We start from the raw sequence: 12,174 nt of genomic DNA, 5'->3' as shown, positions 1-12,174 counted from the left end.
CGGGCCGATGCGGGGTCAGGACACGTTGAGCGCGGTGTCGTCGACCACGAACGAGGTCTGCAGCGAGGCGTCCTCGACGCCGTTGAACTTCACCGTGACGCTCTGCCCGGCGTAGGAGCTCAGGTCGACCGTCTTCTGCGCGTAGCCGGTGTTCTTGTCCAGGTTGGAGTACGTCGCGACGGTGGTGCCGTTCACCGAGACGGTGAGCTTGTCGTACGCGGTGGTGGTGCTGGTCTCCGCGGTGTCCACGTGCAGCCAGAAGCTCAGCTTGGCGGTGCACCCGGCCGGGACGGACACCGTCTGGGCGAGGCTGTCGGTGTGGGCGGAGCCGTAGCCGTTCATCCAGGCCTTCCAGGAGCCGCTGTGCGCGGCCTCGGAGGAGGAGTTGTCGACCACGCCGGAGGAGGCGGTCCAGGGGGAGGCGGTGCCGGTCTCGAAGCCCGGGTTGCCGAGCAGTTGGGCGGCGGTGCAGGAGCCGGTGGGCGGCGGGGTGGTGCCGCCGCCCAGCAGGGCGGTGGCCAGGCCGTCGGCGATCGGGCTGCCCCAGCCGGTGACCTGGTCGTAGCCGGTCTTGGTGGTGAAGTCCTGGTTGGCGCCGCTGGTGACGTCGTGGAAGGCGCTGCCGTAGGTGGCGGAGTTGGTGACCGCGTAGATCTTCGGGTTGGCCTCGCCCAGCACCGGCTTGGCGGCGGCCTTGGCCTTCTGGTTGTACAGCGCCGCGAAGCCGGACCACAGCGGGGCCGCCGCCGAGGTGCCGCCGTAGACCTGCCAGCCGGGGGCGGAGGAGCCCTGGGTGTAGATCGCGAAGCCGCTGTTCGGGTCGGCGTTGGAGGAGACGTCCGGGACGGTGCGCATGGTGCCGGTGACGTTGGTGCCGGTCTGCCAGCTCGGCTTGGCGAACTGGGTGGAGACCCCGCCGCCCGCCGTCGACCAGGCGCTCTCCGAGCTGTAGGTGGTGCCGGAGACCTTCAGGTTGGTGCCGCCGACGCCGGTGTTGTACGGGCTGGAGGCGGGGAAGTCCACGGCCTTCACGGTCGAGCCGGAGGTCGAGCGGGTGCAGTCCCGGGAGCCGTCGTCACCGGAGGCCGAGAAGATCGAGATGCCCTGGGCGGCGGCCTGCTTGAAGGAGTTGTTCACCGCGGTCATCGAGGAGGCGGTGGTGTCCGGCTCGCAGGAGCCCCAGGAGATGGAGATCACCGAGACCCGGTTGTCCGCGACGATCTTGGCGGCCATGTCGATCTCGCCCTGGTCGCTGTTGGGCGCCTCGTACACCAGCTGGGTGGCCTTCGGGGCGACGCCGCGGACGATCTCGGAGTCCAGCTCCACCTCGCCCTGCCCCCCGCCGGGCTTGGAGTCGTAGTTGGCGCCGTCCACCGAGACGGTGGTCACCGCCGGGCCGGACAGGCCGAACTGGCTGTCGTAGGTGGTCAGGTTCGAGGACTTGTAGCCGTCGAACTCCCAGAGCGCCACGGTCGAGCCGGTGCCGTCCGCGCCCAGTTGGTTCAGCCGGTAGGCGCCGTCGTACGTCGCCGGGCCGTAGCCGGACGGGGTGGCCTGCGGGATGGCGGCCGAGGGCTTGGCGATCCGGGTGGTGCGCACGGTGTGGTCGTTCAGGCCGCTGACGCCCTCGACCACGCCCGCCAGGGCGGCGGGCACCGAGGCGGCCGCGTCGTTGGCGAAGAAGGTCCGGCCGTTCTGCTGCGGGTCGGTGTACGTCGACTCGTGGGTGCCGAAGGCGGCGGCCAACTGCGCGCTGGTGCCGGTGGCGTCCACCACCTGGCGGTTGGCGCTGACCGCGTCGACGGTCAGGCCCTGGGAGGTGAGGAACGCCCGGACCTGCTCGACGTCGGCCGCGGTCGGGCCGAAGCGCTCGGTGAACTGGGCGGGCGTCAGGTAGTGCCCGTACTCGGCGGTGCCGGGGGTGGCGACCGCGGTCAGGAAACGGTCCAGTGCGGCGGTGTCGCGCAGTTTCAGCGAGACCGCGACGGATATCCGGCGGTCGGCGGGGACGTCGCCCTGCTTGTGGGAGCGGGCGACCGCGGGGGTGACGGTCTGCGGCAGGGCCACCCGGGCCGCGGCGTTGGGGGACGGCGCGGCCTGGGCGGTGGCGGTGCCCAGGGAGAGGGCGGTGAGGGGAAGGACCGCGAGGGCGGCGGCAAGGGCGAGCGAGCGGGGTCGCACGGGCTCCTCCGGAAATCTGGCGGCGTTCCGGGTTTCGAAAACGCTCGCCAGAATCTCTCAGAGAACTCGCAGGAAAAGGCCCATGCCCGAGCAATTGCTTACTAAAAAACAGTCAACTGTGAAACGGAAAGGCAATTCAGTGAATTGATTCAATTCCGGGGCGGTGGAAACTGAATGTCAGGGGCGGCCCAGCCACCGGCTCAGCGCCGCCCGCAGCTCGCCCCGGGTCGGGTCCGCGCAGGCCCAGGCCGCGTACCCGTCCGGACGGACCAGCAGCACGGTGTCGCGCAGCTTGCCGTGCGGGTCCGCCGGGGCGGCGGTGACCACCCGCTCGGCCCAGGAGTCCGCCACCGACAGCTCGTCGTTGCTGACCAGCACGGCCTTCCCCGAGCGCAGCGCCTCGTGCAGCCGGGTCGGGCCGCCCGGCGCGTCCACCGCCAGGCGCAGGTCGGGGACGCGGCGGCCGACCAGCGGGTGGGCGCCCTTCTCCGCCGGGTAGGCGTACCCGATGCCGGAGACCTGCTTGGCGCCCAGTTCGGCCAGCGGGCTCAGGTGCCCGGCGGCCGCGCCGAGCGCCGAGCGCAGCGCCCGGGTCGGGGCGTGCCGCCCCTGGGCCAGGCGGACCAGGGCGCCGGAGGAGCGCAGCACCGCCCGGCCGACCGGGTGGCGCTCGGTCTGGTAGGTGTCCAGCAGGGCGTCGGGGGACCAGCCGCGGAGCACCGAGACCAGCTTCCAGCTCAGGTTCGCGGCGTCCTGCAGGCCGGTGTTCATGCCCTGGCCGCCCGCCGGGGAGTGGCAGTGCGCGGCGTCGCCCGCGAGCAGCACCCGGCCGGAGCGGTAGCTCGGGGCCTGCCGCTCGTCGCTGTGGAAGCGCGACGTCCAGCGGGCCTCGCCCATTCCGTGGTCACGGCCGGTCACCTCGCGCACCAGGTCGGCGAGTTGGTTCAGGTCGACCGGTGCGGAGTCCGGCTCCTGGTGCTCGCGGCTCCAGCCGATCACCCGGTACCAGCCGTCGCCGAACCCGGCGAGGAAGGCGAACCCGGCGTCGCCCGCCCCGGCCGTCAGCGGCTCCTCCGGCGCGTGCTCCAGCCGGACGTCGGCGAGCATCACCGAGCGCACCACCGACTCGCCGGGGAACGGGACGCCCAGCAGGTCGCGCACCGCGGAGCGGACGCCGTCCGCGCCGACCGCGTAGCGGGCCCGGAAGCCCTGCTCGGTGCCGTCGGTGGTGCGGGCGGTCAGCGTGACGCCCTCGGCGTCCTGCCGCAGGCCCGTCACCTCGGTGCCGCGGCGCAGGTCGGCCCCGGCCTTGACGGCCCGCTCGCGCAGCACCCGCTCGGTGTTGTACTGCGGGGTGACCAGCACGAACGGGAAGCGGGTGGGCAGGTGGGCCAGGTCGACCCGGATCCGGCCGAACAGGTGCAGCGAGGACATCGCCGCCCCGGTGGCGATCAGCTCGTCGGCCAGGCCGCGGGCGTCCAGCAGCTCCAGGGTGCGGGCGTGCACGGCGAACGCCCTGGTCAGGCCGGACTCCTCGGTCCGCTTCTCCAGCACCGTCACCCGCAGCCCGGCCGCCGCCAGGTCGCCGGCCAGCAGCAGGCCGGTCGGGCCCGCGCCGACCACCAGCACGTCGGCGGTGAACTCCGTCTCGGACATCCGTCTCTCCCGTCCTCTTGCAGCAAGGCCGGCGGTCACCGGCCGGAGTCACGGCGCCCGGGTTCTCAGCGCGCTCTCAGACTCACATCATCGCGGGCCCACGGGGGGCTGTGAACCTCCTTCCCATGACACATCCAGCGATGCGCCAGAACCCGTGCCCCGCCCCGGCGGTGGACGGCCGGGACCGGGCCGACACCGTGGTGGGGACCAGGCTCGTGGAGGTCGTCGTACCCGTGTACAACGAGCAGCACTCGTTGGAGCGCTGCGTCCGCGAACTGCACGCCTACCTGGCGGAGACCTTCCCGTACGACTACCTGATCACGGTGGCGGACAACGCCTCGGTCGACGGCACCTGGGAGGTCGCCACCGCGCTCGCCGCGGAACTCGCGCCGGTGCGGGCCGTGCGCCTGGACCTCAAGGGCCGGGGCCGGGCGCTGCGCGAGGTGTGGGGCGCCAGCGGGGCCGACGTGGTGGCCTACATGGACGTCGACCTGTCCACCGGCCTGGAGGCCTTCCTGCCGCTGGTCGCACCGCTGCTGTCCGGCCACAGCGACCTGGCCATCGGCAGCCGGCTGCACCGCGGCTCGGCGGTGGTGCGCGGCCCCAAGCGGGAGTTCATCTCGCGCACCTACAACCTGCTGCTGCGCACCACCATGGCGGCCGGGTTCTCCGACGCGCAGTGCGGGTTCAAGGCGGGCCGCACCGAGGTGGTCAAGCGGCTGCTGGACGAGGTCGAGGACAACGCCTGGTTCTTCGACACCGAACTGCTGCTGCTGGCCGAGGCCTCCGGGCTGCGGATCCACGAGGTGCCGGTGGACTGGGTGGACGACCCGGACAGCCGGGTCGACATCGTCCGCACGGTGGTCGACGACCTCAGGGGCATGGCCCGGGTCGCCCGGCGCACCCTGGCCGGGAAGGGGAGCGTCGACCTGCCCGAGCGGGTGCGCGGCGCGCGGGTGCCGCCCGGGCTGGGGTGGCAGACCGCCAGCTTCGCGGTGATCGGCGGCCTGTGCACGCTGGCCTACCTGCTGCTGTTCCTCGGGCTGCGGCAGGTGGTGCCCGCGCTGGCGGCCAACGCGCTGGCGCTGGCCGTCACCGCGGTGTTCAACACCGCCGCGAACCGGCGCTTCACCTTCGGCGTGACGGGGCGCCGGGACGCCCTCCGGCACCAACTGGAGGGCGGGCTGGCCCTCCTGGTCGGCCTGGTGCTGACCAGCGGCGCCGTCGCCGGACTGCACGCGGCCGCGCCGCACGCCGGGCACGGGGTGGAGCTGGCGGTGCTGGTGGCGGCGAACGCGGTGGCGACGCTGGTGCGCTTCGTGCTGCTGCGGGCGTGGGTGTTCCACCCGCGGCGCGCGTAGGGGACCTGCCGGGACTCCCCGTCCCTCTCCCCCCTCCGGGACGGGGCCCGGGCCCGGACGCCGTTGTGGGACGGCGTCCGGGCCCGCTTCCGTTCCCGCTCGCGCTACTTGCGGATCTCGACGGTGCGGAAGCGGTTGGCCACGAACGCGGCGTCGCAGTACGCCGAGTTGGCGGCCGGGTTGGCGCCGGTGCCGTGCAGGTCGGAGAAGGCCGCGGTCTGGTTGACGTAGACGCCGCCGGTCAGGTTGAGCGAGAGCGAGACCCCGGCGTCCAGGCAGGCCTCGACCAGGGCGTCCGCCACCGCCGGGTCGGTGGTGTAGGCGCCCGCGGTCATCGCGCCGTGCTCGACGGTGGTGCGGCGCAGCAGCTCGACGGCGGCGGCGGTGGACTCCACGGCGACCGCGAAGGCCACCGGGCCGAAGCACTCGGCCAGGAAGCGGGAGCGGTCGTCCGGCTTGTCGGCGTCGGCCTTCACCAGGGCGGGGGTGCGGATGGTCGCGCCGGGGAACTCGGGGGAGGCCACCACCCGCGGGGCCAGGGCGAGTTCGCCGTACTCGCCGCCCGCGGCGGCGGCGCTGCGGGCCAGCACGCCCGGGTTGACCACGGCGCCCAGGATCGCGGCGGCCCGGGCGTCGTCGCCGAGCAGGCCCTCGACCGCGGCGGCCAGGTCGGCGACGACCTGCTCGTAGCTGCGCTCGCCGTCCTCGGTGCGGATGCCGGTGCGCGGGATCAGCAGGTTCTGCGGGGTGGTGCACATCTGGCCGCTGTACAGGCTGAGCGCGAACGCCAGGTTGTCCAGCATGCCGCGGTAGTCGTCGGTGGAGTCGATGACGACGGTGTTGACGCCCGCCTTCTCGGTGTAGACCTGCGCCTGCCGGGCGTTGTCCTCCAGCCAGTCGCCGAAGCCGGTGGAGCCGGTGTAGTCGATCAGCTTCACCTCGGGCCGCAGCGCCAGCACCTTGGCGATCGCCGAACCCTCGTGCTCGGCGGCCAGGCAGACCAGGTTCGGGTCGAACCCGGCCTCGGCCAGCACCTCGCGGGCGATCCGCACCGTCAGCGCCAGCGGCAGCACCGCCCGCGGGTGCGGCTTGACCAGCACGCCGTTGCCGGTGGCCAGCGAGGCGAACAGGCCCGGGTAGCCGTTCCAGGTCGGGAAGGTGTTGCAGCCGACCAGCAGCGCGGTGCCGCGCGGCACCGCGGTGAACTCCTTGGTCAGCACCAGGGGTTCGCGCTTGCCCTGCGGCTTCGTCCAGCTCGCCGAACGGGGCAGCCGGGTCTGCTCGGCGTAGGCGTACGCCACCGCCTCCAGGCCGCGGTCCTGCGCGTGCGGGCCGCCCGCCTGGAAGGCCATGCCGTAGGCCTGGCCGGTGGTGTGCATCACCGCCTGCGCGAACTCGTGCGAGCGGGCGTTGATCCGGGCCAGCACCTCCAGGCAGACCGCGGCCCGCTCGGCGGGCGAGGCCTTCGCCCAGGCGGGCCGGGCCGCCTCCAGCGCGGCCAGCAGCGCGTCCGGCTCGGCGTGCGGGTAGCCGACGCCCAGCTCGACGCCGTACGGGGAGGCCTCGCCGGTCACCGGCTCACCGCCGCCGGGGTGGCCGGGCAGCTCGAACTCCCGCCCCAGCAGCGCCTCGAAGGCGGCCTTGCCGTCGGCGGCGGCCCCCTCCCCGTACGCCTTGGGGAACTCCGGGTACGGGGACCAGTAGTCGCGGGCGGCGATCGCGGCCAGCGCGCGGTCCAGGGTCTCCTGGTGGCGGGCGAGCAGTTCGGCGACCGGCAGGGCGGGGGTCGCAGCGGCCATGGTGCGCTCCTCACGGGGGCTGGGCGGGACGCTCCTCAGCGTAACCGAACGATCGGTCGGTGCAAGGGGCCCGCGGCGCTTTCCGGGAGGAGCGCCCGGTTCAGGGGGTGACGACCCGGTCGGCGGCGGGGGCGGGCCCTACGGGATGCCCAGTTCGAACAGGACGTAGCCGGCGTACCAGCCGGAGAGCGCGGCGACGGCGCCCAGGGTGACGGCCAGCGAGGTGCGGGAGAGCCGCTTGAGGGCCTCGGCGATCGGGAGGAAGAGCGGGAAGCAGGGGAGCAGGTAGCGGGAGGTGTTGCCGAAGATCTGCTGGCTGCCGAGGACCAGCACGATGGTGACGCAGGTGTAGACGACCAGGAAGACCGGCGGGCGCATCCGGATCAGCAGGTAGAGCAGGACCGGCAGGCTGAACACCAGGAACAGGGCGATCAGGTCCTCGGTGGGGTAGCCGAAGATGTAGTCGTGCTGCCCGAACAGGATGTTCCGGATCACGTTCTCGGTGTGCTTGCCCCAGTCGAAGTAGTGCAGCCAGGCACCGCGCTGGAGGTCGAAGTAGGCGGTCCAACTGCCCATCCGCCAGTTCGCCCAGGCGATGTAGCCGACGAAGCCGAGCGGGGCGATCACGATGGCGGACAGCGGGCCGAGCACGCCGTCCTTCCGCCGGAACAGGGCGATCAGGGCAGCCACGCCGACCGCCGCGGCCAGGGCGGCCGACGTCGGGCGGTTCAGCCCGGCGACGAAGGAGGTGACGCCGGCGGCCAGCCAGTTGCGGGTCATCACGAAGTAGCAGGCCCAGGCGGCGAGGGCGACGAACAGCGAGTCCGAGTAGACCGCCCACTCGACGCCGGAGCCCGGGAACAGGCCCCAGACGCCCGCCGCGATCACCGCCGCCCGGTGCCCCGAGACCAGCTTGGCCACCGCGTAGATGCCGGCCGCCGCGACGAACGAGGTCAGCACCGAGACCAGGATGCCCGCGCCCAGCGAGTTCAGGCCGGTCACGGTGGAGACCACCTTGATCAGACCGGGGTAGAGCGGGAAGAACGCCACCGAGTTCTGTTCCAGCGTCCACGGGCCGGAGGCGGAAGGCAGCAGCTTCGGGTCGTAGCCGTTCTGCGCGACCTGCTGGTACCACCAGCCGTCCCAGCCGCCGAGCACGTCCCAGACGTTCTTGCCGCCGCCGAACCGCGGGTTCTTCGTCAGGTACTCGCCGGACCAGGACAGCAGCCACATGAAGACGGTGAAGGCGATCAGCCGGACCGCCGCGAAGACCGCCAGGGCCGGCCCGTACTCCTCGACGGTGCGTCGCAGCCAGGCGCGGGCGCCCGTCTCCGGCGTGTCGGCGTCCGCGGGCGGGTCGGGTCGTTCGACCAGTTCGGTGTCGGGGCTCACTGCCATCGCCATCAGGTCCTGTCTGGATTCTCGGGCCGCGCCGGGCCGCCAGGATGCTCGGGCGAGCCTACGGCACGCACACCTGGTCTGTACCTGGTCGAACGGCGTGCGGTGGCGCTCCCCGCCGGGGGCCACCCCCCGGGGCGGGGCGGCGGCGCCCCGGGGATACTCGTCGCATGGCCGACCACTCCACGCGCGCCGCCTACACCGTCGAGTCGCTCCTCGCGGTCACCGTGCGGGTCTTCAACGAACGCGGGTACGACGGGACCTCGATGGAGGACCTGTCCAGGGCGGCCGGGATCTCCAAGTCCTCGATCTACCACCACGTGCGCGGCAAGGAGGAGTTGCTGCGGCTCGCGGTCGGCCGGGCGCTGGACGCGCTGTTCGCGATCCTGGACGAGCCGGACGCCGTCGCGGGCCGCCCGGTGGACCGGCTGGAGCACGTGGTGCGCCGCACCGCCGAGGTGCTGCTCGCCGAGCTGCCGTACGTGACGCTGCTGCTGCGGGTGCGCGGCAACACCGCCACCGAGCAGTGGGCGCTGGAGCGCCGCCGCGACTTCGACCACCGGGTCGCCGAACTCGTCCAGGCCGCCGTCGCCGCCGGTGAGCTGCGCGCCGACGTCGAGCCCCGGCTGGCCACCCGGCTGCTGTTCGGCACCGTCAACTCGCTGGTGGAGTGGTACCGGCCGGGCCAGCGCGGCGCCGAGCACCTGCCCGACGCGGTGGCCCGCTTCGCCTTCGACGGCCTGCGCGCCCGGTGAACCCGCGCCTGCCGGGCGAGCTGGCGGCGCTGCGCGAGCTGCTGGCCGAGACGATCGTCGAGCTGCTCGGCCCGGACGCCCGGTGGCGGGCCAACGGCTACGCCGCGCACCCCGCGCCCGCGGGCCGCAACCGCGGCTGGAGCCCGGTCACCCCGTTCATCTTCGACGCCGCGCTGGTCGGCATCGGGGGCGGCTGGACGGTGGTGGCCGTCGCCACCGGCGAGGACTGAGCGGGAGCGGTCACAGCCCGTCCGCCGGGATCTGGTCGGTCTCCTCGAACACCAGCATGGTGCGGGTGCTCAGCACCTCCGGGATCGACTGGATGCTGCCCAGCACCAGCTCGCGCAGCGCCCGGTTGTCAGCCGTGTGGACCAGCATCAGCACGTCGTAGTCGCCGCCGACCAGCGCGATGTGCGCCACCCCCGGCAGCCGCAGAAGCTGCTCGCGCACCGTCCGCCAGGAGTTCTGCACGATCCGCAGGGTGACGTACGCGGACGCGGTCTGCCCGGCCTTCTCGTGGTCGACCCGGGCGGTGAAGCCGCGGATCACCCCGTCCTCGACCATCCTGGAGATCCGGGCGTACGCGTTCGCCCGGGACACGTGCACCCGCTCGGCCACCGAGCGGATCGAGGCGCGACCGTCCTGCCGCAGCAGCCGCAGGATCGACCGGTCGACACGGTCGAGTCTGGACACCTGTTCAGCCGACATGGCCCCCCACCCCTCGCGATTGGACGTGCTGGCCCCAGCAGACCGCCCTTTCGGCCGACTGTCCACCGTCTTGACGGGGATATGGTCAAGATGAACAGACGACCGAACAATCGGTAGGGAGCCCCCACCACCCCGGAGGTGCCCGAGATGACCGTCCTGGACCACAGGAACGACCCGGTAGCGGCCGTGCCCGGCTGGCGGCCAGGCGCCACCGCGCCCCGCACCGACCCCGCCCCGCTGCTGCCCGACCCCGTACCGCACCGCGCGCTGGGCACCGGCGCCGCCGACGCGGCCGACCCCGAACTGCTGCGCGAGCTGTACCGACGGCTGGTCGCCGGACGCCGCTACAACCAGCAGGCCACCACCCTGACCAAGCAGGGCCGCCTCGCCGTCTACCCGGCCTCCACCGGCCAGGAGGCCTGCCAGGTGGCCGCCGCGCTCGCGCTGCGCCCCCAGGACTGGCTGTTCCCCTCCTACCGGGACACCCTCGCCGTGGTCGCCCGCGGCGTCGACCCGCTGCAGGCGCTCACCCTGCTGCGCGGCGACGCGCACACCGGCTACGACCCGCGCGCCACCCGCACCGCCCCGCTGTGCACCCCGCTGGCCACCCAGGTCCCGCACGCCGTCGGCCTGGCGCACGCCGCCCGGCTGGCCGGGGACGACACCGTCGCGCTCGCCCTGCTCGGCGACGGCGGCACCAGCGAGGGCGACTTCCACGAGGGCCTGAACTTCGCGGCCGTGCTGCACGCGCCCGTGGTGTTCCTGGTGCAGAACAACGGCTACGCGATCTCCGTCCCGCTGACCCGGCAGTCCGCCGCGCCGACCCTCGCCCACAAGGCGGTCGGCTACGGCATGCCCGGACGGCTGGTCGACGGCAACGACGCGCTCGCCGTGCACCAGGTGCTCACCGAGGCCGTCGAGCGGGCCCGCACCGGCGGCGGCCCCACCCTGGTCGAGGCGCTCACCTACCGCCTCGAGGCGCACACCAACGCCGACGACGCCACCCGCTACCGGCAGGCCGAGGAGGTCGACGCCTGGCGGGCGCACGACCCCGTCCGGCTGCTGGAGGACGCGCTGCGCGGCCGCGGCCTGCTCGACGAGCAGCTGGTCGCCGACGCCGCCGAGCGGGCCGAGCAGTTGGCCGCCCGGATGCGCGCCGAGTTCCACGCCGACCCCGAGCTCGACCCGATGTCGCTGTTCGCGCACGTCTACGCCGAACCCACTCAGCAACTGCGCGAGCAGGCCGAGCAGTTGGCCGCCGAACTCGCCGCCGAGGCCGAGGCCGGGAACGGGGGACACGGCCGATGAGCACCGCCGTCCGCGACCAGTCCGGCCTGCGCACCGGCACCATGGCGCAGGCCCTCAACCTCGCGCTGCGCGACGCGATGCGCGCCGACAAGGCCGTCCACGTGCTCGGCGAGGACGTCGGCGCCCTCGGCGGCGTCTTCCGGATCACCGACGGCCTGACCGCCGAGTTCGGCCCCGACCGCTGCCTGGACACCCCGCTGGCCGAGGCCGGCATCCTCGGCACCGCCGTCGGCATGGCCATGTACGGGCTGCGCCCCGTGGTCGAGATGCAGTTCGACGCCTTCGCCTACCCGGCGCTGGAGCAGCTGTTCTCGCACGTCGCCAAGATGCGCAACCGCACCGCCGGGAAGCTCCCGCTGCCGATCACCGTCCGCATCCCGTACGGCGGCGGCATCGGCGGCGTCGAGCACCACAGCGACGCCTCCGAGGCGTACTACGCGCACACCCCCGGCCTGCACGTGGTCACCCCCGCGACCGTCGCCGACGCGTACGGGCTGCTGCGGGAGTCGATCGCCTCCGACGACCCGGTGGTGTTCCTGGAGCCCAAGCGGCTCTACTGGGGCAAGGCGGAGTGGGACCCGGCGGCGGCCGTCGAACCGGTCGGGAGGGCCGTGCTGCGCCGCCCCGGCCGCTCCGCGGTGCTGGTGACCTACGGGCCCTCGCTGCCGGTCTGCCTGGAGGCCGCCGAGGCCGCGAAGGCCGAGGGGTGGGACCTGGCGGTGCTCGACCTGCGCACCCTGGTGCCGTTCGACGAGGCCACCGCCTGCGAGGTGGTCCGCTCGCTCGGCCGGGCCGTGGTGGTGCACGAGTCGGCCGGCTTCGGCGGGGTCGGGGCGGAGATCGCCGCCCGGCTCACCGAGAAGTGCTTCCACCACCTGGCCGCGCCGGTGCTGCGGGTCACCGGCTTCGACGTCCCGTACCCGCCGCCGATGCTGGAGCACCACCACCTGCCCGGGGTGGACCGGATCCTGGACGCCGTCGCCCGGCTCCAATGGGAGGAGTGATGGC

The 12,174-nt window shown here is 73.5% G+C and carries 10 protein-coding genes; 5 read left to right on the top strand and 5 right to left on the bottom strand.

Features of this window, described 5'->3' with window-relative positions:
• Positions 1-15: 15 nt before the first annotated feature.
• Both ACFY00_RS05900 and ACFY00_RS05895 read right to left on the bottom strand, forming a co-directional pair.
• On the bottom strand, positions 16-2,181 hold the full coding sequence (locus ACFY00_RS05900) for a protease pro-enzyme activation domain-containing protein (protein ID WP_388027661.1): 2,166 nt from the start codon (positions 2,179-2,181) through the stop codon (positions 16-18).
• A 177-nt stretch (positions 2,182-2,358) separates the two neighbouring features.
• Entirely contained in the window at positions 2,359-3,837 is a 1,479-nt protein-coding gene (locus ACFY00_RS05895; protein WP_388027660.1) for an FAD-dependent monooxygenase, read from the bottom strand.
• 140 nt (positions 3,838-3,977) lie between these two features.
• Here ACFY00_RS05895 and ACFY00_RS05890 point away from each other — a divergent pair, with 140 nt between their 5' ends.
• Entirely contained in the window at positions 3,978-5,198 is a 1,221-nt protein-coding gene (locus ACFY00_RS05890) for a dolichyl-phosphate beta-glucosyltransferase (protein WP_388028010.1), read from the top strand.
• Between the two features lie 104 nt (positions 5,199-5,302).
• Here ACFY00_RS05890 and paaN read toward each other — a convergent pair whose 3' ends face one another.
• Positions 5,303-6,997, bottom strand: coding sequence for a phenylacetic acid degradation protein PaaN (gene paaN, locus ACFY00_RS05885; protein WP_388027659.1), 1,695 nt, complete (start codon positions 6,995-6,997; stop codon positions 5,303-5,305).
• Positions 6,998-7,135: 138 nt separating this feature from the next.
• Positions 7,136-8,401, bottom strand: a complete 1,266-nt coding sequence (locus tag ACFY00_RS05880; RefSeq protein ID WP_388027658.1) for a hypothetical protein — start codon at positions 8,399-8,401, stop codon at positions 7,136-7,138.
• A gap of 164 nt (positions 8,402-8,565) precedes the next feature.
• Here ACFY00_RS05880 and ACFY00_RS05875 point away from each other — a divergent pair, with 164 nt between their 5' ends.
• Positions 8,566-9,150 (top strand): TetR/AcrR family transcriptional regulator, encoded by a 585-nt coding sequence (locus ACFY00_RS05875; protein WP_388027656.1) that lies wholly within the window; start codon positions 8,566-8,568, stop codon positions 9,148-9,150.
• Positions 9,147-9,380, top strand: coding sequence for a hypothetical protein (locus ACFY00_RS05870; protein WP_388027655.1), 234 nt, complete (start codon positions 9,147-9,149; stop codon positions 9,378-9,380). Before ACFY00_RS05875 ends, ACFY00_RS05870 begins: the two co-directional genes overlap by 4 nt.
• A 10-nt stretch (positions 9,381-9,390) precedes the next feature.
• Here the strand turns inward: ACFY00_RS05870 and ACFY00_RS05865 are convergent, their stop codons facing one another.
• Positions 9,391-9,858, bottom strand: coding sequence for an Lrp/AsnC family transcriptional regulator (locus ACFY00_RS05865; protein WP_388027654.1), 468 nt, complete (start codon positions 9,856-9,858; stop codon positions 9,391-9,393).
• 147 nt (positions 9,859-10,005) lie between these two features.
• Here ACFY00_RS05865 and pdhA point away from each other — a divergent pair, with 147 nt between their 5' ends.
• On the top strand, positions 10,006-11,166 hold the full coding sequence (gene pdhA / locus ACFY00_RS05860) for a pyruvate dehydrogenase (acetyl-transferring) E1 component subunit alpha (RefSeq protein ID WP_388027651.1): 1,161 nt from the start codon (positions 10,006-10,008) through the stop codon (positions 11,164-11,166).
• On the top strand, positions 11,163-12,170 hold the full coding sequence (locus ACFY00_RS05855; RefSeq protein WP_388027650.1) for an alpha-ketoacid dehydrogenase subunit beta: 1,008 nt from the start codon (positions 11,163-11,165) through the stop codon (positions 12,168-12,170). The genes pdhA and ACFY00_RS05855 overlap by 4 nt, the downstream gene beginning before the upstream one ends.
• The last annotated feature ends 4 nt before the right edge of the window (positions 12,171-12,174 follow it).

It is taken from the genome of Kitasatospora sp. NPDC001540 (assembly GCF_042894345.1).
Classification (GTDB): domain Bacteria; phylum Actinomycetota; class Actinomycetes; order Streptomycetales; family Streptomycetaceae; genus Kitasatospora; species Kitasatospora phosalacinea_C.
Note: the sequence above shows the minus strand (reverse complement) of the source record. Positions and strands in the feature narration are given on the sequence as shown.